The organism is Cupriavidus campinensis (assembly GCF_905397395.1).
Classification (GTDB): domain Bacteria; phylum Pseudomonadota; class Gammaproteobacteria; order Burkholderiales; family Burkholderiaceae; genus Cupriavidus; species Cupriavidus campinensis.
This window is the reverse complement of record NZ_CAJPVH010000068.1, coordinates 1-25,380: the sequence shown is the minus strand read 5'-3', so window position 1 is coordinate 25,380 and position 25,380 is coordinate 1. Positions and strand designations below refer to the sequence as shown.

Genomic DNA, 25,380 nt, shown 5'->3' with positions numbered 1-25,380 from the left:
GCCCGTGCGGCCCTGGAACGATTGCGCGGCGCGGTCACGCGCGGCATCGCGCGAGCCCGCCTGTGGCGTGGGCCGGCCGCCCGGGCCACCCTGCCCAAGCCGCTGCCCGCCCTGCCCCGCCTGCCCCACCTGCCGGTTGGCCAGCCCTTGCTGCCGCTGCGCGTCGAACCGGTTCGCCACATTCGAATTCTTGTACGGCACATTGCCGCGATTGGCCGGATTGTGCTGCCAGTTCACGTTGGAGCGGTTCACGTCGAGCCGCTGGTTCACATTGATATTGTTGTAGCGATTGACGTTGATGTTCACGTCGTGCGAGTTCCAGTTGAACCCGCCCCACAGTGAATTGACGGCGGCCACGCCAAGGCCAAAGCCCACGCCCGCCACCAGGGCGCTGGCGAAGACCGACCCGGGAGGCGGCGGATAGTAGGCCGGCGGATAGGCCGGATAGGGCCACGCGCCGTAGACCACGGTCGGGTTGTAGGTCGGCACGTAGACCACTTGCGGATTGGCAGGCTCGATCTGCACGATGGTCGTGCCGCCAGACTGCTGCGTCACCACCTTCTGCTGCTCGGTGGTCTTCAGCGTGCCGGCCTTCTGCGCCTGCACGCGCAGGCGCTGCACCGAGTCCATCACGTCATCGGGCTGGGCGAGAAAGGCATCGCCCACCGAGTTTACCCATTGCGGCTGGCGGCCCATCATGTCCATCACGGATGGGAACGCGACGAGCGACTGCACGCTAGGGTCCCACTGCTCGTTGGCCACCGCCTTGGTCGCCGCGTCGCCGGAGCGACTGGCGTTGGCCTTCGACCACTCCGCCGCCGCGGCCACATCGGCCGGGTAGGTCGACGCCATCAGCACCTGCGACAGCAGCGCATCGGGATAGAGCGCCACGGGTGCCAGCAACTGGTCGAGATGCGCATTGTCGAGCTTGGCCTGCGCCCAGGCGGCCCCGCCGCCGAGCAACAGCATCCATCCACAGCACCACGCCAGAATACGTCGCAACCGGTACATATTGGCTCCCACAATGACGGATGAGGGCGGACAAGGACAAACGAGGGGGACTACCTGGCCGACTGCGCGCACTCCTGGCGATAAGCCTCTTCCAGCCGCTTGCGATCAGGTGCGCGCTCCAGCGTGGAATAGGTGCGGCCATCGGCGGTAGTCACGGACGACTTGCCCTGTTCCCACTGCTGCGGCGCCTTGGACAGGCCGTTGAGCTGGTCCAGCAGCTGACGGCAGTGCTCGCGCTGCGAGACGCCCGGCGTGGGGCCCTCGCCGTTGAGCGTCGCCGTGGCCGGGTCGAGCATGCGTGGGGGCGGCGGCGCGATCATCGGCGTGCCCGGGTCCACCGGCGGCGTCTGCGCCCATGCCATGCCCGCTGTCATCACCAGCCCAATACCCACACCCCACGCTACGAAAAACGGCTTCACCAGGAAACTCCGGAAACTGCTGGCGAGGCACGCACGCATCGCCATGACGATAAACACCGGCCCGCACGCCCAGACAACGGCGACCCGCGCTACGCGCTAGCGGTCCTTGCCGTTGCCATCGCCATTGCGGCCGGTACGGTTGCGCAGCAGCTCGAGCTTGAGCAGTGCGTCCGCAAGCATACTCTTAAGTCGCGCGTTCTCCTGCTGCAACTGGCGCAGCCGGCGCCCGTCCGGCACATCGGATTCGCGTGCCGGGCCGTACTTCGCGCGCCATCCGTAGAACGACGCATCGCTGAAACCATAGCGCGCGCAGAGCTCCCGCACGGGCACCCCGCTGGCGGCCTCGGCCAGGTACATGCGGATCTGCTCCTCCGAATAGCGTCTGTTCATCCGAATGCCTCCGCTTGCCAAGCGCCCGCCCCGCGCAGGTACGCGGCCTGCCCACCCTGCCGGTAAGGTAGCCCAATGCCCGGGCAAAAGGAATTCAGTGTCTTTGCAGCGCGAGTTAAGCAAATTAACGACCCGGCCACGTGCCGCGCGTGGTCCGAGTCCGCGTCAGGCACGTCCGATGCTGACAGGAAAATGGCGCAAATTTCGGTATTCCAAATTGGACAAATTCATGCCATCACCCACTGCCGGACAGTCGCTTCAAACCCTTCAGGCACTGTGGGCGCATTCTCGCAAACACCGGTCGTGCAGAGTGGCCGCCGCCCTGCAAGCCGCGCCAGGCAGGGATTTCGCGTTGTCTGATTGTCCGGACATAAGGCTGGACATGCGTGCGCGAATTGTCAGGATTCGAACCGTGTTCCTAGTAGTTTGCTAAATGATGTATTAAGATTCCTCGGCACCAACTAAATTTCGAAACGCCTGCAAAGAGTGCCACAGCGCGCTTTTGGACAGGCGACTACCGGCGCGGATTTCATTGCCGCCGCCAACCGGCCTGAGGAAGAAGGGGACCACTGCTAACCGCCACGCGCCACGCAACGATCTGGAGTTGCGCGACGAACTCGTGGCATGCACTGCAGATTTCGGTAACCCGGGCGACTCTTGACCCTTTGCATTTTCCCGCCCTCTGGTAGTTCATGAGTCCTGGCAGTTTCGGCTTGGTCCGGCACGGGGGTGCCGACGCGCTTTTCAAGCCGCGACCACACAGGCAGGAAGTCGCAACTTCCGTAGTGCCCACAAAAAATAAAATCAACAATCTGGATCGGGAGAAGTCAGCATGCGGCACGTCAGCACCAAGCTTTTGCACGTCTTTGTCCTGTTGATGGAGTATCGGGACCTCAACGCGGTGGCGGCCTGCACCCAGGGCCGTGTCCCTACCGTAGCCTATAGCCTCGCCCGGTTGCGCGAGATCACCGGCGACGCGCTGTTCGTCAAGCGCAATGGCACGCTGGAGCCGACACCCCACGCGCTGCGGCTCGAGCATACTGCCAGGCAGATTCTGGCCAAGTGGAATCTGCTGGTGCGTCCGCTGGCCGAAAGCGCGCAACCTGGCCCCAGCGGACGTCGTATTTCCATTGGTTTTTCATCATCAATTGGCGATCCGGTCATCACCGAGATCCTCAGCACGCTGTGCGAGCAGTTTCCCCAGGACAGTTTCGTCACTCGGCCGGTCATCGCCGATGCCTCGCTGGCCGGCAACCTGGACACCGGTGAGCTCGATTGCGCCTTCGTGGTGGATGGCGCCACCGTGCCGGACGGTGTGATGCCGCACAGCATCCTTGCCACACCGCGCCGGCTGGTCAGCGCGGCGCGCGCCCATGGCCCCGACGACGCGGAGAGCGACTGGATCCTGCTGCAGGAAGACTGCGAGGCCGGCAGCCCGCTGCGTGCGTTCCTGGCCCGGCAGGCCAATACGCCGGGACATCGGGAGACCGTGGTGCCCTCCTGGCACACGCAGATCACGCTGTTGCACGCGGCCGGCGGCATCTGCCCGGTACTCGACTTCAACGTGCCGCTGGTCACGCGCGACCGCAAGACGCGCCTGCTGGCGCCGCCGGGCAGCTTCCCGGGCTGGGCCTCGCTCCAGTTCTGGACCGCCGAGCAAACCCCGGACCGCGTGGCGTTGCGCGACATCATGGACGTGGGTGCCGCCGTGCTGCGGGACCCCATCCGTGCCATCGAGAACCGCCGGCAGGGCCGGCCAGAGACACGCCGTCTGGCGGTGGCCTGACGCGCGCGCCCCCGGCGCCCCCGCGCCGGGACACCCACCCAGACACCCTCAGACCCCGCGCGGCAACCGCCGCGCGGGGTCTTTCCTTTCCGGCCATCCCTTTCCGCACAAGCGCAAGTCCCGGCTCACAGGAGCCTGCATTTTCCGAATCGTCTCAAATCATTTGCGCAGGAGTCCGCATTAATCTCAGCGGGCATTGTCGTGTGCCGGGTCGTATCCCGTTTGGCCCACGCGCACGCGTGCACGCAGCTACTGCGTGTTCGCGCCGCACGCCCTCCCGCGTGCGGCGCCTTTTTTCACGCCTGCCAAAGTCGTATCGGACCCATGTGCACAGGAGGCATTGGATGACATTGAGGATCTTGCTGGCCGACGACCATCCCGTCATCACGGCGGCAATCCGCGCGAGCTTGCAGACACAGACGGGTTGGGAAGTCTGCGGGGAAGTGGCAAGTGCGACAGAACTGCATCATCAGGTGGAAATACTGCAGCCCGACGTCGTGGTCACGGACTACCACATGCCCGGCCCCGCGGAACTGGACGGCGTACGGCTGATCACCAGCCTGCGGCGGCGCTACCCCGCGTTGTCGATCATCGTGCTGACGATGATCACCAATCCACTGGTCCTGCGCACGATCCTGGACGCGCACGTGCATGGCCTGCTGCTCAAGGATTGCCCATTGACCGAAATCGTTACCGCCATCGCCCGGGCGCAGCGCGGCTTCACCTACATCGGTAAATCCGCCCTGCGCGCGCTGGCGCCCACCGAGCTGCGCACCATGCTGCCGTGTGGGCGCAACGGCGTGCAGCGCCTGTCCGCGCGCGAAACCGAGGTCCTGCGGCTCTACCTGACCGGGCGCACGGTCACGGAGATCGCCGCCACGCTGTGCCGCAGCGTGAAGACCATCAGCCGGCAGAAGAACTGCGCGATGCACAAGCTTGGTGTCAGCAACGACCGCGAACTGTTCGAGTGCGCGGCGCTGCAGGGCGTGGTCCTACCCCTAGGACGGAACTGAGGCCAAATTGAAGAAAAACTGAAGAAGGACTGAAGCCATAGCCGTGGCAACCGCTCGCTATAATCGATTTCGTCGTATGACACCGTTGTCATGCGCCACCTACCCGACATGCCTGAACACCATCCCGCAACCACCACCCCACCGCCCGCCGGCACCCCCGGCCGCGCCGTACCCACCCTGCTCGTGGCCGCCCCGGCTTCCGGGCAAGGCAAGACCACCGTCACGGCCGCGCTGGCCCGGCTGCATGCCCGCCAGGGTCGCACCGTACGCGTATTCAAGACTGGCCCGGATTTCCTCGACCCAACGCTGCTGGCGGCGGCCAGCGGGGCGCCGGTGCATTCGATCGATCTCTGGATGACCGGCGAGGCCGACGCGCGCGCGCGGCTGGCCGAGGCGGCGGCAGTGGCCGACCTGATCCTCGTGGAAGGCGTGATGGGCCTGCACGACGGCACGCCGAGCAGCGCCGACGTGGCGCGGCGCTTCGGCCTGCCCGTGCTGGCCGTGATCCAGGCCGGCGCCATGGCCCAGACCTTCGGCGCGCTGGCCCACGGGCTGGCGCACTACGGCGCGCCGCTGCCGCCGATGCGGGTGCTGGCAAACGGGGTCGGCACGGCACGCCACGCCGACTTGCTGCGCGAAAGCCTGCCGGCGGACATCGGCTGGGCCGGCGCGCTGGCGCGCGACGCCGCGGCGAGCCTGCCCGAGCGCCATCTGGGCCTGTTCAGCGCCGACGAGCTGCCAGACCTGATCGACCGCCTCGACCGCATGGCGGACGCCCTCGAAGCCTTGCCGATCGGCCAGTTACCCCCAGCCGTGTCTTTCCCAGCCCCCGCGGCTCCGACCGCACCCGGCCCGCGCCCGCTGGCGCGCAAGACCGTGGCGATTGCCCGCGACGACGCGTTCCGCTTTATCTATCCCGCCAATGTGGACACGCTCTTCGCGCTGGGCGCCAATGTGGTGTGGTTCTCGCCGCTGCGCGACCGCACCCTGCCCGCCTGCGACGCGCTGTGGCTGCCCGGCGGCTATCCGGAGTTGCATGGCACCACGCTCGCGGCCAATGCCGACATGCGCGCAGCCCTGCGGCGCGCCCACGCGGACGGCTTGCCGATATTGGCCGAGTGCGGCGGCATGATGGCGCTGTTCGACACACTGGTGGACAAGGAGGGCGTCAGCCACCAGATGGCCGGCCTGCTGCCGGGCACGGTGACGATGCAACGGCGGCTCGCCGCCATCGGGCATCAGGCCGTGACGTTGCCGGGTCTGATGCCCGATGGCGACGAACCCCTGCGCGGCCATACCTTCCACTATTCGAAGACCGATTCGCCGCTGGAGCCGGTGGTGCGGGCGGTATCCCCGCGCGATGGCGCGCCCGGCGAGGCGGTCTACCAGACCGGCTCGCTCACGGCGTCATACGTGCATCTGTATTTTCCGACCAACCCGCTGGCCATTGCGGCGCTGCTGGGCGGGAAGGCGGGGTAGCGAAAGGGACGGGGGGCGGGCTCAGGCGGCGTCGCGCTCGGCCAGGGTGCGGGCCGCCGCATCGGCAATCCCCGCCTCGAGCTGCGCCAAACCCTTGGAGAGGTTGTGCATGGTCGTCTCGGACACATCGGCCAGCACGTCCTGAAGGAAGGCCGAGCGGCGCGGCAGGGCCTGATCGACGATATCGCGCCCGAGCGGGGTCAGCGTGACATTGGTCATGCGATTGTCGCGCTCGCTCGTGGTGCGCTCGATCCAGCCCAGCTCCTGCAACGCCTTCAACTGGCGTGTGAGGGCGCCGGGGTCCATGCCAACACGGTCCGCCAGCGGCTTTTGTGCGATGGGGCCATCGTGGCCATGCAGCGCGGACAAGATGCGCCAGCGCGGCAGCGGATGACCGATGCGCTGCTCGAACGCCGCCGCGTAAGCGCGGTAAGTGCGTCCAAACTGTTGCAATACGGCCAGGCTTTGTCGCTCCAGTTCCACTCCAAATCTCCTTTAGGCGGACGCTTGCATCCACGGGGGCGCCGTGATCTCAGGCGGATCAATCAGCTGCCATCGCGGGCTCCTGCACCCGCGTCAGCGTCACGGGCGGGACCCGGCGCACGCACCAGAGCCCCACCAGGGCCGCAATCGCCGCCACGAGCAGGCCAAGATGGATGGCCCCGACGAGCGATACGCGCGCCTGCTCGAGCAGCAGGGCTCCATTGTGCCCTGCCTCCTGGAGATTGGTCAGCAATTCTGCTTGCGCGGCCTTGTCGATCAGGATCTGGGGGTCGGTCATCCGCCCGGCCCAGTCCGACGCGCCGGCCGCCTGCAAGGCGCGCTCCACGCCGCCGGTATAGCTGCGCGTGACCATGGTGCCAACCAGCGCGGTACCGACCATGCCGCCCACCATCCGCAACGATTGCAACATCGCCGTTGCAATGCCGAGGTGCGCGCGGCCCGCCGTCTGCTGGGCGAACACGGTCAGGTTCGGCAGCACGAAGCCGAGCCCGAGACCGGCCAGCAGCATGGTACCGAGCAGCACCGTGTGATGCATGCCGCGCGTGGCCTGCGACAAACCGAGGCAAGCCAGCGCCAGCAGTGCGAATCCCGCATAAAGCATGCTGTTCGGCACCGGAATGCGCGTGATGATGCGGCCATTGAGAATGCTGCCGATGGTGATGCAGACCACCATCGGCGTCACCAGCAGCCCGGCTTCCTTCGGCGAATAGCCAAACCCGCCCTGGAACAGCAGCGGTGCGTAGAGCAGCAGCGCGAACATGGCAAAACCGCCCAGCACGCCAAGCACGAACAGCGAGGCCAGCGCCGGATTGCGGAACATGTCGAGCGGCAGCAGGGGGTCCGCCGCCCGGTGCGACCACTGCCAGAGGCCGACGAACGAGGCCACGGACAGCACGGCCAGGCCAATCGTCACGATGTCCAGCCCGCGCTCGGGCAGCCATTCCACCGAAAGCTGGAGGCAGCCGAGCCCCGCCGCAATCAGCAGCGCACCCAGCCAGTCCACCCGAATCGGCCCCTGCCCCTTGTGCGCCTGATGGCGCAGGTGCGGCAGGTATCGCCACGCGAACAACAGGCCGAGCAGGCCCACCGGCACGTTGATATAGAAGACGGCACGCCAGCCATACCATTCAGTCAGCACGCCGCCCATGGACGGGCCGATGGCGTTGGCAAGCCCGAACGCGGTGCTCATCATCACCTGCCAGCGCAGGCGCACGTGCGGGTCCGGGAACAGATCGGGAATACAGGCGAAAGCGGTGCCGACGAGCATGCCCCCGCCAATGCCCTGCAGCGCGCGTGCCGCCACGAGGAACGGCATGCTGGGCGCCATGCCGCACAGCACCGAGGCCACCAGGAAGACCACGATCGACACCAGCACGAATGGCTTGCGGCCGTAGTAGTCGCCCAGCCGGCCGAAGATCGGCACGGTGACGACCGAGGTCAGCAGGTAGGCCGTGGCCACCCAGGCGTAGTACTCGAAGCCCTGCAGTTCGGCGACCACCGTCGGCAGCGCGGTGGCCACCACGGTCTGGTCCAGCGCCACGAGCATCACCACGAAGGCGATGCCGATCATCGCCAGCAGCGATTCCCGGAACGGCAGGACTTGCCCGTTGCCGGACGAATGTGGAGCGCCCTGCCCTTCTTGTGACGCGGAAGTCATTCTATTGCCCGATCAATCGTTGTGTGGTCAATGATTATAGGTCGAAATTTCCTTAATTTGCAGGGCACATGTCGCCATGGAGCGGCGGCGGCACAACACCTAATATGAGTGGGAGCCGCAACCCCTGGAGTCTGTCATGCAGCCTGTCACGCTGATTGGCGCGCCCACCGATGTGGGCGCCAGCATTCGCGGCACCTCGATGGGGCCCGAGGCCTTGCGCGTGGCCGAGATTGCCGGGGCGCTGGCCCGCAACGGGCTGCAGGTGACCGACTTTGGCAACCTGAGCGGCCCGGGCAACCCCGGCCAGCTTCCCGTCGACGGCATGCGCCACCTGCAGGAAGTGCTGGCCTGGAACCGGCTGGTGTTCGACGCCGCCTATGGCTGCTTCGCCAGTGGCCGGATGCCGCTGCTGATGGGCGGCGACCACTGCCTGGCCATCGGCTCGATCAGCGCCGCCGCGCGCCACTGCCGCGAGACCGGCAAGCGGTTGCTGGTGCTATGGCTCGATGCCCACGCCGATGCCAACACCGGCAGCACCAGTCCCACGGGCAATATCCACGGCATGCCGGTGGCCTGCCTGTGCGGCGACGGCCCCGCGCCGCTGACCGCCCTGAGCGGCGTCACGCCGGCCATGTCGCCCCGGTCGATCCGCCAGGTGGGCATCCGCAGCGTGGATGCCGGGGAGAAGCTGCGCCTGCGCGAGCTGGGGCTGACGGTCTACGACATGCGCTATATCGACGAAAACGGCATGCGCCAGACGATGGAGCAGGCGCTCGCCGGCATCGACGCGAATACGCATCTGCATGTCAGCTTCGATGTGGATTTCCTGGATGCGCAGATCGCGCCGGGGGTGGGCACGCCGGTACGCGGCGGGCCGACGTATCGGGAGGCGCATCTGGCGCTGGAGATGATCGAGGATACCGGGGCGCTGGGGTCGCTCGATGTGCTGGAGCTGAACCCGGCCCGGGACGTCCACAACCAGACGGCCGAGCTGGTGGTAGACCTGCTGGAGAGCTTGTTCGGGAAGTCGACGCTGTAACGCCGGACCCCCCTCCCGCGGACGGGAGAGGGTTGTCCTGCGGGTCGGCTAGCTGCCGCTGGGGCGCGTGCCGGCGGCGCCGGCGTTATCCGCCGCCTGTGCCGTCACCTCGTTCCACCCACCGCCCAGCGCCTTGTACAGATTGACCTCGCTGGTCAGCTGGTTGAGGCGCGAGTCGATCAGCACCTGTTGCTGCGCGAACAGCTGCCGCTGCGCGTCGAGCAGCGTCAGGTAGTTGTCTACCCCGGTGCGATAGCGGCCCTCGGCGAGCTGGAAGTAGTCCCGGCTCGCCTCGACGAGGCGCACCTGCGCCTCAAGCTGCTCCGTGTACGTGCCGCGCGCCGCCAGCCCGTCCGCCACCTCGCGGAAGGCCGACTGCACGGTCTGTTCGTACGTCGCCACGTTGATGTCCTTCTGGATCCGCGCGTAGTCCAGGCTGGCGCTCAGGCTGCCCGCCGTGAAGATCGGCAGGTTGATCTGCGGCGAGAACAGCCACGTGCCGGAACCGGCATCGAACAGCCCCGACAGCTGGCGGCTCGCCGTGCCCGCCGAGGCGGTCAGCGAGATGCTCGGGAAGAACGCCGCGCGCGCCGCGCCGATATCGGCGTTGGCCGACAGCAGGCGGTGCTCGGCGGCCAGGATGTCCGGACGGTTCTGGAGCAGGTCCGAGGGCAAACCCGCCGGCACGTCCGCCACGAGCTTGCCGTCGAGCGGCAGCCCTTCGGGCAGGTCTGCCGGCAGGCTCGCACCGAGCAACAGCGTCAGCGCGTTGGTGTCCTGCGCCACCAGCCGCGTGTAGCGGGCGAGCGAGGCCCGCGCGTTCTCCACCTGGGTCTGCGACTGGCGCAGGTCCAGCCGCGAGGAAATGCCTTCCTCATAGCTGCGGCGCGTGAGGTTGTAGGTGCGCTCGTAGGTCGCCAGTGTCTCGCGCGTCAGCTTCAGCTGCGCCTCGTCGGCACGCAGCGTCAGGTAGGCGTTGGCCACGCTGGCCACCAGCGCGATGTGCGTGCTGCGGCGGGCTTCGTCGCTGGCGAAGTACTGCTCCAGCGCCGCCTGGCTCAGGCTGCGCAGCCGGCCGAACAGGTCGATCTCCCACACCGTGGTACCCAGCGACACGCCATACGAGCTGCTGATGACCCGCTGGCCCGTGCTGGAGAGGCCGGCCGGCACGCGCTGCCGCGTGCCCTCTGCCGCCACGCCCACCTGCGGGAACAGGTCCGCGCGCTGGATGCGGTACTGCGCGCGGTACGCCTCCATGTTCAGGGCCGCCACGCGCAGGTTGCGGTTGTTCTGCAGGGCGACTTCGATCAGCCGCTGCAGGCGCGGGTCGGCGAAGTAGTCGCGCCAGCCCAGTTCCGCAGCCGGCGGCACCTGGCCGGCGCCGTTGGCGGCCGGGTAGGCATCGCCCTGCGGATAGGCGGCCTCCACCGGCGCCGCCGGACGCTCGTAGGTCGGGATCAGGCTGCACCCCGCGAGCGCCGTGGTGGCGGCGACGGCCATGCTGATTAGCGTTTTTCTCATGCTTTGGCTCCCTTTTCCAGGGAGGAGGAATGGTGCTTCTCGCGGCGTTCCTTGAGCGCGTTCACCACCACGAAGAACAGCGGCACCCAGAAGATGGCCAGCACCGTGGCCGTGATCATGCCGCCGATCACGCCGGTACCGATGGCGTGCTGGCTGCCCGAGCCGGCGCCTTGCGACACCGCCAGCGGGAACACGCCGAGGATGAACGCCAGCGAGGTCATGATGATGGGCCGCAGGCGCATCCGGCACGCCTCCACGGCTGCATCGACCAGACTCTTGCCCTGCTCGTGCAACTCCTTGGCGAATTCCACGATCAGGATCGCGTTCTTGGCGGACAGGCCGATGGTCGTCAGCAGGCCCACCTGGAAGAACACGTCGTTGGACAAGCCCCGGCCAATCGTCGCCAGCAGCGCGCCGACCACGCCGAGCGGCACCACCAGCATCACCGAGAACGGAATCGCCCAGCTTTCATACAGCGCGGCCAGGCACAGGAACACCACCAGCAGGGACAGCGCGTAGAGCGCCGGCGCCTGCGAACCCGACAGCCGCTCTTCGTACGACAGGCCGGTCCACGAGTAGGCAATGCCCTGCGGCATCTGCTTCATGATGGCTTCCACCGCGGCCATGGCCTCGCCGGAACTCTTGCCCGCCGCCGGTTCGCCGAGGATTTCCACCGCCGGCACGCCGTTGTAGCGCTGGAGCTTGGGCGAGCCATAGCCCCACTTGCCGGTGGCGAAGGTCGAGAACGCCACCATGTCGCCCTTGTCGTTGCGCACGTACCATTTGTCCAGATCTTCCGGATTCATGCGCGCGTTGGGGCGGCCCTGCAGGTAGACGCGCTTCACGCGACCGCGGTCGATGAAGTCGTTCACGTAGCTGGAGCCCCAGGCGATGGAGATGGTGCTGTTGATGTCCGCCAGCGACACGCCTTGCGCGCGGGCGCGCTCGTCGTCGATCTCGAGCTGGTACTGCGGCTCGTCGTTCAGCCCGTTCGGACGCACGCGTTGCAGCGCCGGGTCCTTGGCGGCCAGCGCCAGGAACTTGTTGCGGGCCTCCATCAGCGCGTCATGCCCCAGGCCGGCCTGGTCCTGCATGTAGAAGTCGAAGCCGGTGGCGTTGCCCAGCTCCTGCACTGCCGGCGGCGCGAAGGCGAAAGCCAGCGAGTCACGGAAGGTGCTGAACTTCGCCTGGGCGCGCTTGGTCAGGTCGAACACGCTGGTGGCGTCGCCCTCGCGCTCCTTGAACGGCTTGAGCAGGATGAACGCCAGGCCCGAGCTCTGGCCGCGGCCGGCGAAGTTGAAGCCGTTCACGGTGAAAAGCGAGCTGACGATCTTGCCCTCGTCGTTGAGCAGGTAGTTCCGCATCTGGTCGAGCACCGCCTGCGTGCGCTCCGCCGTGGCGCCGGCCGGGGTCTGCACCTGGGCGTAGAGCACGCCCTGGTCTTCTTCCGGCAGGAACGAGGTGGGGATGCGCGTGAACAGGAAGGCCATGCCCGCCACGATCAGCACGTAGATGATCAGGTAGGGCACGCGCCGCTTCAGAATGCCGACCACGCTGCGCTCATAGCGCTGCGTGGAGCGGATGAAGCTGCGGTTGAACCAGCCGAAGAAGCCCTTCTTGTGCTCGCCGTGGTCGCCGCGCTCGATCGGCTTGAGCATGGTCGCGCACAGCGCCGGGGTCAAAATCAGCGCCACCAGCACCGAGAGCACCATCGCCGAGACGATCGTGATCGAGAACTGGCGGTAGATCACGCCCGTGGAGCCGCCGAAGAACGCCATCGGCAGGAACACGGCCGACAGCACCAGCGCGATACCGACCAGCGCGCCCTGGATCTGCCCCATCGACTTCCGGGCGGCCTCCTTCGGCCCCAGCCCCTCCTCGGACATCACCCGCTCGACGTTCTCCACCACCACGATGGCATCGTCCACCAGCAGGCCGATGGCGAGCACCATGCCGAACATCGTCAGAGTGTTGATCGAGTAGCCGAACGCGGCCAGCACGCCGAAGGTGCCCAGCAGCACCACCGGCACGGCGATCGTCGGGATCAGCGTGGCGCGGAAGTTCTGCAGGAACAGGTACATCACCAGGAACACGAGCACGATGGCTTCGAGCAGCGTCTTCACCACTTCGTGGATCGAATCGGCGATGACCGGGGTCGTGTCGTACGGGAACACCACCTGCATGCCCGCCGGGAACGACGGCTCGAGCTGGTTCAGCGTGGCGCGGATGGCCTTCACGGTATCCAGCGCGTTGGCGCCCGAGGCCAGCCGGATGGCGATACCCGAGGCCGGGCGGCCGTTGTACTGCGCGTTGATGTTGTAGTCCTGGCCGCCCAGGCCCACGTCGGCCACGTCCTTGAGGCGCACCTGCGAGCCGTCCGGGTTGACCTTCAGCAGGATGTTGCCGAACTGCTCGGCGGTCTGGAGACGGGTCTTGCCGATCACCGACGCGTTGAGCTGCTGCCCGCGCACGGCCGGCAGGCCGCCCAGCTGGCCGGAGGCCACCTGCACGTTCTGCGCCTTGATGGCGTTGCTCACGTCCAGCGGCGCCAGCTGGTAGCTGTTGAGCCGGGCCGGGTCCAGCCAGATGCGCATGGCGTACTGCGAGCCGAAGACCTGGAAGTCACCCACGCCAGCGGTCCGCGAGATCGGGTCCTGGAGGTTCGAGACGATGTAGTTGGACAGATCCTCCCGCGTCAGGCTCGGGTCGGTCGACACCAGGCCGACGATGACCAGGAAGTTCCGCACGGACTTGGTCACGCGGATACCCTGCTGCTGCACTTCCTGCGGCAGCAGCGGCGTGGCCAGCGCGAGCTTGTTCTGGACCTGCACCTGGGCGATGTCCGGGCTGGTGCCCTGCTCGAACGTCACGGTAATGGTCATGCTGCCGTCGGAGTTCGACTCCGACGAGATATAGCGCAGCTTGTCCAGCCCGTTCATCTGCTGTTCGATGACCTGCACCACCGTGTCCTGCACGGTCTGCGCGGACGCGCCGGGGTAGTTCACCGAAATGGCGATGGTCGGCGGCGCGATGGCCGGGTACTGGTTGATGGGCAGCGACCGGATGGCCAGCCCGCCAGCCAGCATGATGACCAGCGCGATCACCCAGGCAAAGATCGGCCGGTCGATGAAGAAATTAGACATGGCGATTCCTCATGCGTCGGTCCCGGTCAGGACTTGGCCGCGCCAGGCGCGGAAGCGGCGGCCGGGGCCGAGGCGGCATTGGCATTGGGGGCCGTAGCGGCGGTGGCGGTGGCGGGGGCTTCCGTGGCCTTGACCTTGGCGCCGGGGCGCACGAACTGGAGGCCTTCCACGATGACGCGGTCGCCGGCCTTCAGGCCGTCCGTGACCAGCCACTTGTCGCCAATCGTCCGGTCGGTCTTCAGCACGCGCTGCTCGACTTCATTGTTGGCATTGACCACCAGCGAGGTGGCCTGGCCCTTGAGGTCGCGCGTGACGCCGCGCTGTGGCGCCAGGATGGCCGAGGTCTTCACGCCTTCGGCCAGCCGCGCGTGCACGAACATGCCCGGGAGCAGTTCGTGGCGCGGGTTCGGGAACACGGCGCGCAGGGTGACGGAACCGGTGCTCGGGTCCACGGACACCTCGGAGAACTCCAGCCGGCCCGCCTCCGGGTAGGTGCTGCCATCCTCGAGCTTCAGCGTCACCCTGGCAGCATTGGTGCCGGCGGCCTGAAGCCGGCCGTCGGCCAGTTCGCGCCGCAGCCGCAGCAGCGTGGTGGACGGTTGCGTCACATCCACGTAGATGGGGTCCAACTGCTGCACGGTGGTCAGCGCGGTGGCCTGGCCGTTGGTGACCAGCGCTCCCTCGGTGACCACCGAGCGGCCGATGCGGCCCGAGATCGGGGACAGCACCTTGGTGTAGCGCAGGTCGATATGGGCGCGGTCCGCCGTCGACTGGGCCTGCAGGTAGGCAGCCTTGGCTTCATCGTGCTGCTGCTTGCTGACTGCTTCGTCGCCCACCAGCCGCCCATAGCGCTCCGCCAGCAGGCGCGCCGACGCCAGCGTGGCATCGGCGCTCTTGGCCGTGGCTTCATAGGTGGCGGGGTCGATCTGGTACAGCTGCTGGCCCTGCTTGACGTCGGAGCCTTCCACGAACAGCCGCTTCAGGATGATGCCGTCCACCTGCGGGCGGACTTCGGCGATACGGAAGGCGGTGGTCCGGCCCGGCAGCGACGAGTCGAGCGTCACGGTCTCGTCCTTCAGCGTGACCACCTTCACTTCGGGCGTCTGGGCTGCGGGCGGCTTGTTTTCCTTGCCACAGGCGGCAAGGACCGAGACGGCGATGGCCAGCATGCCCGGAATCAAAGCACGCCTGGCGCGCATTGCTTGCATAGCGATTTCCTCGAGGATGAAACGGAATGATGTGGCCTGGCCCCGTAGACCAGGCGGGCGCCACGGCGCAGCGCGTGGACGCAAGTGGCGTGCCGGGTCGCCGGCACGAAATTCGGTCGTCGGGTTCAGCGGATTGTCGCCATGGGCCCCTGCTTTCGCCATTTGCTGGCCTGGAGGAAAACACAAGACCGGCCGCGCCGCGCGCGCGTATCCGGCCGCAGGAGGTTCGTGGAACCGCCCTGCTCCCCGTATTCTGAAATGTCCTGCACGTTGCTTCGCTTGTCCGGATCACCGTGCTTCGCGCAAGCCCGTGCGCCGATCTGAACGTCGCGCTACGTCTTGCCGGCCGCCACAATAATCGGTTTTCCCGATGCCTGCTGGCGGCGCATTGCCACGGTAATGTCTGCACTGCACGGCGGCACCCGATGTATTAGGGTAAAGACAACCGTCTCCTCCAGGGAAGCCGTCGCCGTCGTGATGCAATGCAGCATTCGGCTCACGGGATTGCAACTAGTTCCATAGCCGAATGACGAGTTGCGCGTCATCGTACCAGCTTGAAGAAGAATCTGGATGACAGAACTTGTCGTGTAATGCACTGAAATACAGAGCAGGTAACTGAATCGCGCCCATTTGAGCGCATTATGCGTCACTTTTACAGCGCCGGAGACCGATCCCCTTGACCGGCAAGCGCACTGTCCGCAGCCATGTAGGACGCCGCCCAATGGAATGCTTCTTGCGCCTTGACGCACATCCAGAGCACATCCAGAGACTAGGAGACGTCATCATGAAAGTGCGCATGCTACCCGGCGTATTGATTGTCGCCGGCTCGCTGGCCGTCGTCACCGTGACGACACCGGTACTGGTGTCGGCGGCGGGTGCCGATGCCGACACACCGTCATCGACCGGCCGTACCGCCGCGCCGCGCGACACCGCCGCGGCCACGGACAACGCAATCACGTCGAACGTCAAGGCGCGGCTCGCCTCGGCCAAGGGGCTCGATGCCCAGCGGATCACCGTCAACACCGTGGACGGCGTGGTGCGGCTGGAAGGCACCGTCCGCAATGAATCCCAGCGCGCGCTGGCCTTGCAGGCCGCCAGGGAGGTGCGCGGGGTGACCGCCGTATCCGATGAGATGCGTGCGGCGACGACGGTACCCTGATCCGATCGACCAGATATTTGTGGCGTAGCTGCAATAAGAAACGCCCCCGTTTGACCGGGGGCGTTTCTTATTGTCGATCCGATCGACGATCAGGCGCCATCGAGATAGCGGTTGCGCTCGCCGAGGGGCCGGCCGAGGTTCGGCGTGGTCCAGCGCATGTCGCCCTGATAGGCGGCCGTGCCGTAACTGCGATTGCTCGTGGTCGCCGCGCCCGGCACAAGATCGTACTTTTGCGAAGGCATCTGCATCTGCTGCTGTTGCTGCGGGGCCAGATCCTGCCGCGTCGATTGCACGGCGCCCTGCGAATACGGATCGAACTTGTCCCCCGCACGCGCGCCGCTGGTCGAGGGATCGACCGGCGTGGCCGTTGCACCGCCCTGCGTGTACGGGTCGCGCGGGCCCGGCGTCATCTGCGCAAGGGCCGACACCGACATCAACGCCAGCGCTCCGGCGGCCAACACACTGCTGGCCCGCATCGTCTTCATCGTCTTCATGGCTTACCTCCACATGGCGAATCGATTGCGGCGCGAAGGAAATCGCCACCGCTCCCTTCATGACGTAGCGAAAGCCGTGCCGGTCGCTCACGTGCGGTGCCAGGCGCCCCGGAGGCCGCGTGCCGGCTGACCGGCGCACCGGAATTACAACCGCTGGGTAAGCCGTGCATTGGCGTCTTGTCGGCAACGTGCGTGTAACAAGACGTATCTTTCCCGCATATCACGGTATTTAAGTCTGTGTTCAGGTTTCGTCCTCAGTGACCACTTGTACGGCGCGGTCATTAATAAGAACGATTCGCATTTACTTTAGGATGGGCGCCTCGTTGAAAACGGTACATCCCCGCCAGGGGAACGCATGGCCCTTCCCATGGAGTTCACATGACAGTGATCGACGATCGCACGCCCCCTGCCCGCGCGGACACACCCCCTGCGCACGATGCGCCCGGCACGGTTCTCCACACCTTCATCGCCCAACGGCGCAGCCTGCTACACGTGGCCACCCGCATTCTGGGCTGCCCCTGTCAGGCCGAGGACGTGTTGCACGACGCGTTTCTCAAGCTCTGCCAGGACCCCTGCCCCGAAGCCTTGCGCTGCGAGGCCAGCTACATCAGCCGGGTGGTGCGCAATCTCGCGCTGGATAGCTACCGGCGCCAACAATTGGAGAAGCGGCTTTTCATCGGCGACGTTCCCGAGCAGGACGCACCGCTCGACACCAACTCGCCGGACTGCATCGCGATGGCGCAGGAGCAGGCCACCTGCCTGCGTGACGCGATGCGGCGCCTGCCCTCGCGCACGCGCGACGCCGTGGTGCAGTACTACTACGAGGACCAGACGCAGAAGCGCATTGCCGAGCGGCTGGGCATCTCGGCCACGATGGTCAACTTCATCCTCCAGGATGCGCGCAGCGCCCTCAGCGCGATGAATATCGCGCGCTGATGCGCGGCTGCGCGATGCACGTCGCGCGCTGCCCCTGCGGACGCGCGGCGGATGCCACGCGCGCCGCCCTCCATCCGTTTTCCTGAAACGCCACACGTGCACGCGTCATGCGTGCCTCGCGCGTGCCCGTGCACGCGTAGCACGGCTTTGATGACGCGAGCCCGCACAGCCCCGCATGTTTTAAGTGAATGACATGGCCGAACTAAACGAATTACGAGGCCATTCGTCTTGATGGATATCCCCCCTTCCACTGCGGAAGCCTTTCTGTTTTCGCGATCCACCAGGGCTAAACATGAGCAATGAAGATCCTTATGACTTTATCGGCGTCGGACTGGGCCCGTTCAATCTCGGCCTCGCGTGCCTGGCCGATCCGCTGCCCGGCGTACGCAGCCTGTTCCTCGAGAAGAAGGAAGCGTTCGGCTGGCACACGGGCATGCTCGTGGACGGCACGACGTTGCAGAACCCGTTCCTGGCCGACCTCGTGTCGATGGCAGACCCCACCAGCCGCTTCAGCTACCTGAACTACTGCAAGCAGCAGGGCCGCATCTACCACTACTACATCCGCGAGAACTTCTACCTGACGCGTCAGGAATACGACCGCTACTGCAAGTGGGCCGCCGGGCAGCTGCCCAACGTGCGCTATCGGCAGGACGTGCTCGACATCCGCCACGACCCGTCCCTGCCCGGCTATGTGGTGAGCGGCGTCGACACCCACACCGGCACGCCGTTCCGGCATCGCGCGCGGCGGCTCGTGCTCGGCATCGGCAGCACGCCGAACCTGCCCGCCTGCTGCGCGGGCGAGCATGCGCCGATCCACACCTCCGCCTATCTCGCCAACAAGCGCTGGCTCCAGCAGCGCCGCACCATCACCGTCATCGGCAGTGGCCAGAGCGGCGCCGAGGTCTATCACGACCTGCTCAAGGACTGCGACACCCACGGCTACACGCTGAACTGGGTGACCCGCTCGCCGCGCTTCTTCCAGATGGAAAACGCCAAGCTCACGCTGGAGCTGATCTCGCCCGCCTACAGCGACCACTTCTACGACCTGGGCGAGTCCGTGAAGACGCGCGTGCTGGAGGACCAGCGCAGCATCTACAACGGCATCAACAAGACGCTGATCGACCAGATCTACGACACGCTCGACGAAAAGCGCCACCGCGCCGGGGCCCGCACGCAACTGCTGACCAACCTCGCGCTGGACGGCATGCGCTTCGACCTCGCCGCGCGGCAGTACGAGATGACGTTCCGCCACATGGACCTGGGCGACGCCTACCGCCACGTGGCCGACGGTGTGGTCATGGCCACCGGCTACACGCATCGCGTGCCGGCCTTCATCGACGGCATTCGCGAACGCATCCGCTGGGACGCGGCTGGGCGCTACCAGCAGGCGCGCAACTTCGCGGTGGACGTGCATGGCGACGAGATTTTCGTGCAGAACGCGGGCTTCCACAGCCACGGCCTGACCAACCCGGACCTGGGCATGGCTTGCCATCGCAATGCGCGGCTGCTGTACGCGCTGACCGGCGTGGACCACTATCGCGCCGAGGCACGCACCACGTTCCAGGACTTCGCCCCGCGCGCCAACAGCGGCTTCGAGCGGATCGAGGCGGCGGAAGCCGCGGCAACCGTGCCGGCCCCCGGCAATGGCACGCCCCTGCCGGCCCATCCGCCGCAGCCGGCGCTGGCGCAATGGGTCACGGTGGCGGGATAGATCATGAGCCTGCGACTCACCATCGTCATCATGTCCGCGTTTGGCGTCATCAGCGACGCCATCCTGATCGCGTTCTACCCGCAGTTCTTCGAAGTGCGCTACGGCATCACCAGCCCGGTGCACGTGGGCGCCTACATCGCCGCCATCTCCATCGCCGTGATGTGCACGCTGCCGTTCTGGGCGCGCGTGGCGCGGCGTGTGGAGACCATGCACCTGCTGGTCTACACCCAGCTCGTGGCCGGCACCTTCGGCGCGCTGAGCGCGTGGGCGGAGACGGTCACCGCCTTCTGGGTGCTGACCATGCTGATGTTCATGACCAAGAGCAGCTACCTGCTGATGTTCCCGTACCTGATGCGGCTCGAGAAAGCCGAGGCGCACGGCGCCACCATCGGCCTGCTGTCGGTGGTGGTGCATATCGGCGGCATCTTCGGGGCGATGGCGGGCGGGATGGCACTCCAGCAGTTCGGCCCGCGCACCTGCCTGTGGATGATGGCCGCCGGCGACTTCGTACAGATGGCGCTGTGCATCTACCTGATCCGCACCGGCCGGGTGGTGCGCGTGCTGGGCACCGATGCGGCCCAGCCGGCGGCGGGCAGTCCTGCCAGCGCGGCGCGGCGCGGCACGCTGGGGCTGATCCTGCGCCTGAGCCTGTTGATGCTGCTGTTCGACTTCAGCGCCTACCTCGTCCGCCCGTTCTTCTCGGTGTACTGGGAGCAGATCTCCGGCATGCACAACCAGATGCTGACGGGACTGGTGTTCGCGATTCCGGGCGTAGTCGCACTGGTGGCGCTGATCGCCAACAAGCGGGCCACGCGGGACGGGCGCAAGCTGCTCGACCATACGCTCGGCAACCTGCTGCTTGGCACGGTGGGCCTGCTGTTGCAGGCGGCGCCGTCACCGGCGCTGGTGCTGATCGGGCGCTGCCTGTACGGGTGGTCGCTGTTCCAGGTCATCGTGAAGCTTGAGGTCACGCTGTTCAAGGTGAGCACACCGAACGCCTACGCCAAGGACTTCAGCATCGCCAACTTCTTCCAGAACCTGGGGGTGCTGTTGTCGTCGTTCGGCGCCGGGCTGATCGTGAGCCGCTTCGGCATCGAGGTCACCTTCGTGCTGGCCGCTGCCGGCATGCTGCTGACCGCCGCGCTGGACCGCTGGGCCTTCGGCGTGGATCGCCGCCACGCGGCGCCGGCCGCGCTGCCTGAGACCGATGCGGCGGACACCGCCGGACTTGCCGGAGCGCCCCATGCAAGCTGACCGCTGGGACATCACCCATGGCGGCGCGGAGCCGATTCCGGCCGCGCTGCGCCCGTCGCTCCATCCGGGCATGACGATCCGGGCGCTGTCGCTCGACCATGACATCGGCCTGCTCCATCGCTGGTTCACCATGGACTACGCGCGCTTCTGGAACATGCAGGACCTGACGCTGGACGAGACCCGCCGCTTCTACGCGGACCTGCTCGCGAGCGGCCACGGCGGCGCCTACATGGGTCTCTGCGAAGGGGCACCGGCCTTCCTGATCGAATGCTACGACCCTGCGCACGAGCCCGTGGGCGCGCACTTCGCGCCGCGCGCCAGCGACATCGGCATGCATTTCTTCGTCGGCCCGCCGGCCGCGCCGATCCGCCACTTCACGCGCGACGTGCTGCGCCACGTCATGGCGCACACCTTCTACGCGCTGGGCGCCCAGCGCGTAGTGGTGGAGCCCGACGCGCGCAACGACAAGGTCCATGCCCTGAACCGCGCTGTGGGCTTCGCCTACGACCGCCAGATCACCCTGCCGCCGAAGACCGCCTGGCTGGCCTTCTGCACCCGCCCCGATTTCGAACGATCCATCCGAGGAGATTTCACCGATGAACGCCCCGCTTGACGCCACCATCCACGCCACGCTGCAAGCCCAGACCACGCGCGAGCCGCGCCACGTGATCAGCCACCTCGAACCGGCCGTCTGGGCCAAGGTGAACCGCCTGCTCGTGCGCAAGGCCATCGCCGAATACGCGCACGAGGTGGTCATCACGCCGGCGGCGCAAGGCGCGGCCGATGCAGACGGCTGGACCCGCTACCGCATCGACGCCGACACGCCCAACTGCCACTACACCTTCGACGGCCAGCCGATGGCCCTGCGCCACTGGCGCATCGACCCGGCCAGCATCGAGCGCGTGCTCGACGGCGCCAACGCGCCGCTGGACGCGCTGACCTTCATCAACGACTTCAAGCACACGCTCGGCATTCCCGCCGACAAGCTGCCGATCTACCTGGACGAGATCAGCAGCACCCTGTTCGGCGCCGCCTACAAGCACAACCCGCAGGCGCCGAGCGCCGAGACCCTGCTCGACGCGGACTTCCAGACCTATGAGTGGGCGATGATCGAAGGCCATCCGGGCTTCGTGGCGAACAACGGCCGGCTGGGCTTCGATGCCGAGGACTACCGCGCCTTCGCCCCGGAAACCGGCTCGCGCTTCGCCGTGATCTGGCTGGCAGTGCATCGTGACAACGCCCACTTCGCCAGCATTCCCGGGCTGGACTACGAGGCCCACATGGCGAGCGAACTGGGCGAAGCCCGCCTGGCCGCGTTCCGCCAGGCGCTGGAGGCGGCCGACGTGGCGCCCGAGGATTACCTCTACATGCCGGCCCACCCGTGGCAGTGGTTCAACAAGCTCAGCATCGCGTTTGCCGCCGATGTGGCCAATCGCAAGATCATCCCACTCGGCTACAGCGACGACCTGTACACCGCCCAGCAGTCGGTGCGCACGTACTTCAACGCGTCCCGGCCGGACAAGTGCTATGTGAAGACCTCGCTGTCGGTACTGAACATGGGCTTCATGCGCGGGCTGTCGCCGTACTACATGGCTGGCACGCCCGCCATCAACGCCTTTCTGGACGGACTGATCAACGACGATGCCACGCTGCGCGGCTACGGCTTCAGCATCCTGCGCGAGGTGGCGTCCGTCGGCTATCGCAACCGCTACTACGAGGCTGCGCTCGAGATGGACAGCCCCTACAAGAAGATGCTGTCCGCGCTCTGGCGTGAAAGCCCGCTCGGCAAGCTCCGCGAGGGCGAGCGGCTGATGACGATGGCCGCGCTGCTCCACACCGACCCGCAGGGCGACGCCCTGCTGCCGGCGCTGATCCGCCGCTCGGGGCTCTCCGCGCGGACGTGGCTGCGCCAGTACCTGCGTGCCTATCTCGAACCGCTGATGCACTGCTTCTACGCGCACGACCTTGTGTTCATGCCGCACTGCGAGAACCTGATCCTGGTGCTGGAGGGCCACACCGTCACGCGCGTGTTCATGAAGGACATCGCGGAGGAGTCGGCCATCCTGAACAAGGACGCGGTGCTGCCCGAAGGCATCCAGCGGCTCGCCGTGGACGTGCCCGAGAACTACAAGCTGCTCGGTATCTTCATCGACGTATTCGACGGCGTGTTCCGGCACATGGCGCAGATCCTGGTGGAGGGCGGCAGCTGCTCCGAGGATGATTTCTGGCAGGTGGTGGCCGACAGCGCGCACGACTACCAGGCGGCGCATCCCGAGTTGCAGCACAAGTTTGCGCGCTACGACTTCTTCGCGCCGGACTTCCTGCACTCGTGCCTGAACCGGCTGCAGCTCAAGAACAATCTGCAGATGGTGAACCTGGCAGATCCGGCGTCGAGCCTGACCATGGCGGGGTCCCTGCCCAACCCGGTGGCCGGCCGCGCCCGCTCCGCCGACGTCAAGGCGGCTGCCTGATGCTCGCGCCCGCGCCGGACCGGCTCCACGCACTGTTGGCCACGGCGGCGCGCGTGGTGCCGGGACTCGACGGCACGATCGGCGAGATCGGCGACGGGCGCGCGTGGAGTGAGGCACGCGCCGGGGACATCGCACCGATGGTGCGGCACCTCGGCGCGCATCACCCCGAAGCCGGAGCCCACTATTGGTCACTTCGTGCGTGGGGATTGCATATCTGGCAGCCGGTGTACCTCGGCGTGGTCGGCGTGCATTGCTGTGCGTGCACGCCGGATCTCTCGGCGTTGTCCCAGCGTACCGAGGCGGGGGGCATCCACGGTTTCCGCGTCGCGCCGCATGCGCCGCGCGTCGATACGGAGGATGACGGGCTGCGGCGCGTCGCCCGCCAGATCGCGGAAGGCTGGACCCGGCTGCATGCGCAATGGCGGGAGGTCGGCCCGCTGCCGGTGAAGGCCGCCGGCAGATTGCTGGCCGATTGCGTACTCGGCGCCTTGCTGTGCGTGCAGCGCGAGCGCATCGACTGGGATACGCCGCGCATGCATGCGCTGGGACAACGCTGGCTCGAAGCCATCGGTCTCGGCGGCGAATGCGGCTTCCTCACCTTCCGCGACGGCGGCGGTACAGAACGGCTCGCGCTCGCCCGCAAGGGTTGCTGCCTCCACTATCGCCGCGCCGACGGCGAGATGTGTACCACCTGCCCGCGCCAGCGCGTGCCCGAGCGCCTGGCACGACTCGCTGCCCGCGACGGGCCCTAGCCCGCCCGCGTCCTACCTCTCGCTTTTTTCTGATTTTTCCTCGTATGCGTCCGCCATACGCGGCGGCGCTCATCCGTGCAAGGAGAACACCCATGTCCGATCTGAGTCAGTCCTCCCACTTCGAAGCGGAGGCCCTGCAATTATCGGTGGCAAGTTATTGCGATGACGATGTGTTTGCGATGGAAATGGAACGCATATTCCGGCGCAGCTCGACCTATATCGGCCACGACCGCATGGTCCCCGACCAGGGCGACTGGCGCGCGCTGGGCCATGAAGACAACGCGCGCGTCCTGGTGCGCACCGACCATGGCGTGGAATTGATCTCGAACGTCTGCCGGCATCGGCAGGCGCTCATGCTCGGCCAGTACGGACCCGGCGCGACTGCCGGCAACGGCCAGGGCAACCTGCGCGAGCGCGGCGGCAACATCGTCTGCCCGCTCCATGGCTGGACCTACGACAGCAGCGGCCAGTTGATCGGCGCACCGCAATTTCCTGAAAAACCATGCCGGAACCTGGAGCGCTTTCCGCTCCAGAACGTGAATGGCTTCCTGTTCGAGGGCCCGCGCAATGCCGCCCACGACCTGCGCGGCCTGTTCGACCGGCCGGAACTCGATTTTGGCGACTACGTACTCGACCACGTGGAAATGCACCGTTGCGACTGCAACTGGAAGACCTTCGTCGAGATCTACAACGACGACTATCATATCGGCCCCTTCCACCCAGGACTGGGCCGCTACGTGCATAGCGAGGGATTGAGCTGGGAATATGGAGACTGGTACAGCGTGCAGCGGATTGACGTGCACCCGACGCTGGAAATCGCGGGCACCGACACATATCGAACCTGGCATGAGCGACTGCTCGCTTACGGCGACGGCCGCGTACCTGACTTTGGCGCGATCTGGGCGACCTATTATCCGACCCATATGATCGAGGTCTTCCCGTACGCGCTGGTGTTGTCGACGCTATATCCCAAGGGCGTTCACGAGACGATGAACGTCATCGAGTTTTATTACCCGGAGGAGCTGGCCGCGTTCGACCGCGAACTGGTGGAAGCACATCGCGCCGCCTATATGGAAACAGCGATCGAGGACGACGAGATTGCCGAGCGCGTAGACGCCGGCCGGCGCGCGCTATATCGGCAAGGAAAGACCGATGCGGGTCCGTACCAGACCCCGCTGGAGGACGGCATGCGTCATTTCCACGGCTGGTATCGGAAGTTGATGGATACGCCGGTCGCAGCACCGATGCCGGTACGCGAACCAGCGGCCACGGCACGGCGAACGATTCCAATTGCACGTGCCGTGTGCTGAATTGGACGCCCAAAAAGCAAAACCCCCAGCCTTTTGGGGCTGGGGGTTTTGGGTATAAGAGCCTGGCGATGACCTACTTTCACACGGGTAGTCCGCACTATCATCGGCGCAAAGTCGTTTCAC

21 protein-coding genes are annotated in these 25,380 nt (G+C 66.6%); 12 read left to right on the top strand and 9 right to left on the bottom strand.

Annotated features, from left to right (window positions below; genetic code table 11):
* The 3 genes from KHO18_RS24880 to KHO18_RS24870 form a co-directional block, all read right to left on the bottom strand.
* Window positions 1-1,011 (bottom strand): DUF3300 domain-containing protein (locus tag KHO18_RS24880; protein WP_211944075.1); only part of this gene is annotated, 1,011 nt, incomplete at its 3' end.
* 50 nt (window positions 1,012-1,061) lie between these two features.
* Window positions 1,062-1,373, bottom strand: coding sequence for a hypothetical protein (locus KHO18_RS24875; protein WP_144196770.1), 312 nt, complete (start codon window positions 1,371-1,373; stop codon window positions 1,062-1,064).
* A gap of 153 nt (window positions 1,374-1,526) precedes the next feature.
* Window positions 1,527-1,820, bottom strand: coding sequence for a transposase (locus tag KHO18_RS24870; protein WP_144196343.1), 294 nt, complete (start codon window positions 1,818-1,820; stop codon window positions 1,527-1,529).
* Window positions 1,821-2,652: 832 nt separating this feature from the next.
* Between KHO18_RS24870 and KHO18_RS24865 the strand changes: the two genes are divergently transcribed.
* The 3 genes from KHO18_RS24865 to KHO18_RS24855 all read left to right on the top strand — a co-directional run bounded on the left by KHO18_RS24865 (window position 2,653) and on the right by KHO18_RS24855 (window position 6,098).
* Window positions 2,653-3,606 (top strand): LysR family transcriptional regulator, encoded by a 954-nt coding sequence (locus tag KHO18_RS24865; protein WP_144196342.1) that lies wholly within the window; start codon window positions 2,653-2,655, stop codon window positions 3,604-3,606.
* Between the two features lie 344 nt (window positions 3,607-3,950).
* Window positions 3,951-4,619, top strand: a complete 669-nt coding sequence (locus KHO18_RS24860) for a response regulator (protein ID WP_144196341.1) — start codon at window positions 3,951-3,953, stop codon at window positions 4,617-4,619.
* 90 nt (window positions 4,620-4,709) lie between these two features.
* Window positions 4,710-6,098 carry a cobyrinate a,c-diamide synthase gene (locus KHO18_RS24855; RefSeq protein WP_377731626.1) on the top strand — a complete coding sequence of 463 codons (1,389 nt, stop codon included), beginning with the start codon at window positions 4,710-4,712 and terminating at the stop codon, window positions 6,096-6,098.
* A 21-nt stretch (window positions 6,099-6,119) separates the two neighbouring features.
* Here the strand turns inward: KHO18_RS24855 and KHO18_RS24850 are convergent, their stop codons facing one another.
* A complete protein-coding gene (locus tag KHO18_RS24850) occupies window positions 6,120-6,581 on the bottom strand; it encodes a MarR family winged helix-turn-helix transcriptional regulator (RefSeq protein ID WP_144196340.1) in 462 nt (153 codons plus the stop codon).
* 58 nt (window positions 6,582-6,639) lie between these two features.
* Window positions 6,640-8,259, bottom strand: coding sequence for an MFS transporter (locus tag KHO18_RS24845; RefSeq protein WP_144196339.1), 1,620 nt, complete (start codon window positions 8,257-8,259; stop codon window positions 6,640-6,642).
* 136 nt (window positions 8,260-8,395) lie between these two features.
* Between KHO18_RS24845 and rocF the strand changes: the two genes are divergently transcribed.
* Window positions 8,396-9,298 (top strand): arginase, encoded by a 903-nt coding sequence (gene rocF / locus KHO18_RS24840; protein ID WP_211944074.1) that lies wholly within the window; start codon window positions 8,396-8,398, stop codon window positions 9,296-9,298.
* 48 nt (window positions 9,299-9,346) lie between these two features.
* Here rocF and KHO18_RS24835 read toward each other — a convergent pair whose 3' ends face one another.
* From KHO18_RS24835 to KHO18_RS24825, 3 genes are read right to left on the bottom strand one after another with little or no spacing between them, the layout of a single operon-like run.
* Window positions 9,347-10,819, bottom strand: coding sequence for an AdeC/AdeK/OprM family multidrug efflux complex outer membrane factor (locus KHO18_RS24835; RefSeq protein ID WP_144196337.1), 1,473 nt, complete (start codon window positions 10,817-10,819; stop codon window positions 9,347-9,349).
* Window positions 10,816-13,962: an efflux RND transporter permease subunit gene (locus tag KHO18_RS24830; protein ID WP_144196336.1), complete on the bottom strand. Its 3,147-nt coding sequence runs from the start codon at window positions 13,960-13,962 to the stop codon at window positions 10,816-10,818. The genes KHO18_RS24835 and KHO18_RS24830 overlap by 4 nt, the downstream gene beginning before the upstream one ends.
* Window positions 13,963-13,988: 26 nt before the next feature.
* Window positions 13,989-15,170 (bottom strand): efflux RND transporter periplasmic adaptor subunit, encoded by a 1,182-nt coding sequence (locus KHO18_RS24825; RefSeq protein WP_144196335.1) that lies wholly within the window; start codon window positions 15,168-15,170, stop codon window positions 13,989-13,991.
* Window positions 15,171-15,954: 784 nt separating this feature from the next.
* Between KHO18_RS24825 and KHO18_RS24820 the strand changes: the two genes are divergently transcribed.
* The gene (locus KHO18_RS24820; RefSeq protein ID WP_244845073.1) at window positions 15,955-16,329 is read left to right on the top strand and encodes a BON domain-containing protein; all 375 of its coding nucleotides are present in this window, start codon (window positions 15,955-15,957) and stop codon (window positions 16,327-16,329) included.
* Window positions 16,330-16,418: 89 nt separating this feature from the next.
* Here the strand turns inward: KHO18_RS24820 and KHO18_RS24815 are convergent, their stop codons facing one another.
* A complete protein-coding gene (locus KHO18_RS24815; RefSeq protein ID WP_244845071.1) occupies window positions 16,419-16,823 on the bottom strand; it encodes an endonuclease in 405 nt (134 codons plus the stop codon).
* Window positions 16,824-17,201: 378 nt separating this feature from the next.
* On the opposite strand from KHO18_RS24815, the gene KHO18_RS24810 reads away from it, so the two are divergent.
* From KHO18_RS24810 to KHO18_RS24780, 7 genes are all read left to right on the top strand, one after another.
* The gene (locus KHO18_RS24810) at window positions 17,202-17,759 is read left to right on the top strand and encodes a sigma-70 family RNA polymerase sigma factor (protein ID WP_144196334.1); all 558 of its coding nucleotides are present in this window, start codon (window positions 17,202-17,204) and stop codon (window positions 17,757-17,759) included.
* Between the two features lie 292 nt (window positions 17,760-18,051).
* Complete coding sequence (locus KHO18_RS24805) at window positions 18,052-19,470, top strand: lysine N(6)-hydroxylase/L-ornithine N(5)-oxygenase family protein (RefSeq protein ID WP_211944073.1); 1,419 nt, start codon at window positions 18,052-18,054, stop codon at window positions 19,468-19,470.
* A gap of 3 nt (window positions 19,471-19,473) precedes the next feature.
* A complete protein-coding gene (locus tag KHO18_RS24800) occupies window positions 19,474-20,724 on the top strand; it encodes an MFS transporter (protein WP_211944072.1) in 1,251 nt (416 codons plus the stop codon).
* Entirely contained in the window at window positions 20,714-21,337 is a 624-nt protein-coding gene (locus KHO18_RS24795; protein WP_211944071.1) for a GNAT family N-acetyltransferase, read from the top strand. Before KHO18_RS24800 ends, KHO18_RS24795 begins: the two co-directional genes overlap by 11 nt.
* 19 nt (window positions 21,338-21,356) lie before the next feature.
* Window positions 21,357-23,195 carry an IucA/IucC family protein gene (locus KHO18_RS24790; RefSeq protein WP_377731695.1) on the top strand — a complete coding sequence of 613 codons (1,839 nt, stop codon included), beginning with the start codon at window positions 21,357-21,359 and terminating at the stop codon, window positions 23,193-23,195.
* Complete coding sequence (locus KHO18_RS24785) at window positions 23,195-23,947, top strand: siderophore ferric iron reductase (RefSeq protein ID WP_144196327.1); 753 nt, start codon at window positions 23,195-23,197, stop codon at window positions 23,945-23,947. Before KHO18_RS24790 ends, KHO18_RS24785 begins: the two co-directional genes overlap by 1 nt.
* 92 nt (window positions 23,948-24,039) lie before the next feature.
* Window positions 24,040-25,257, top strand: a complete 1,218-nt coding sequence (locus KHO18_RS24780) for an aromatic ring-hydroxylating oxygenase subunit alpha (RefSeq protein ID WP_144196325.1) — start codon at window positions 24,040-24,042, stop codon at window positions 25,255-25,257.
* Window positions 25,258-25,380: the final 123 nt, after the last annotated feature.

Excerpts from the sequence above, each read along its gene's own strand:
- KHO18_RS24875 (WP_144196770.1), bottom strand. The coding sequence starts at position 1,373 with ATGGCATGGGCGCAGACGCCGCCGGTGGACCCGGGCACGCCGATGATC.
- KHO18_RS24870 (WP_144196343.1), bottom strand. The coding sequence starts at position 1,820 with ATGAACAGACGCTATTCGGAGGAGCAGATCCGCATGTACCTGGCCGAG.
- KHO18_RS24865 (WP_144196342.1), top strand. The coding sequence starts at position 2,653 with ATGCGGCACGTCAGCACCAAGCTTTTGCACGTCTTTGTCCTGTTGATG.
- KHO18_RS24860 (WP_144196341.1), top strand. The coding sequence starts at position 3,951 with ATGACATTGAGGATCTTGCTGGCCGACGACCATCCCGTCATCACGGCG.
- KHO18_RS24855 (WP_377731626.1), top strand. The coding sequence starts at position 4,710 with ATGCGCCACCTACCCGACATGCCTGAACACCATCCCGCAACCACCACC.
- KHO18_RS24845 (WP_144196339.1), bottom strand. The coding sequence starts at position 8,259 with ATGACTTCCGCGTCACAAGAAGGGCAGGGCGCTCCACATTCGTCCGGC.
- rocF (WP_211944074.1), top strand. The coding sequence starts at position 8,396 with ATGCAGCCTGTCACGCTGATTGGCGCGCCCACCGATGTGGGCGCCAGC.
- KHO18_RS24835 (WP_144196337.1), bottom strand. The coding sequence starts at position 10,819 with ATGAGAAAAACGCTAATCAGCATGGCCGTCGCCGCCACCACGGCGCTC.
- KHO18_RS24830 (WP_144196336.1), bottom strand. The coding sequence starts at position 13,962 with ATGTCTAATTTCTTCATCGACCGGCCGATCTTTGCCTGGGTGATCGCG.
- KHO18_RS24825 (WP_144196335.1), bottom strand. The coding sequence starts at position 15,170 with ATGCAAGCAATGCGCGCCAGGCGTGCTTTGATTCCGGGCATGCTGGCC.
- KHO18_RS24820 (WP_244845073.1), top strand. The coding sequence starts at position 15,955 with ATGAAAGTGCGCATGCTACCCGGCGTATTGATTGTCGCCGGCTCGCTG.
- KHO18_RS24815 (WP_244845071.1), bottom strand. The coding sequence starts at position 16,823 with ATGAAGACGATGAAGACGATGCGGGCCAGCAGTGTGTTGGCCGCCGGA.
- KHO18_RS24810 (WP_144196334.1), top strand. The coding sequence starts at position 17,202 with ATGACAGTGATCGACGATCGCACGCCCCCTGCCCGCGCGGACACACCC.
- KHO18_RS24805 (WP_211944073.1), top strand. The coding sequence starts at position 18,052 with ATGAGCAATGAAGATCCTTATGACTTTATCGGCGTCGGACTGGGCCCG.
- KHO18_RS24800 (WP_211944072.1), top strand. The coding sequence starts at position 19,474 with ATGAGCCTGCGACTCACCATCGTCATCATGTCCGCGTTTGGCGTCATC.
- KHO18_RS24795 (WP_211944071.1), top strand. The coding sequence starts at position 20,714 with ATGCAAGCTGACCGCTGGGACATCACCCATGGCGGCGCGGAGCCGATT.
- KHO18_RS24785 (WP_144196327.1), top strand. The coding sequence starts at position 23,195 with ATGCTCGCGCCCGCGCCGGACCGGCTCCACGCACTGTTGGCCACGGCG.
- KHO18_RS24780 (WP_144196325.1), top strand. The coding sequence starts at position 24,040 with ATGTCCGATCTGAGTCAGTCCTCCCACTTCGAAGCGGAGGCCCTGCAA.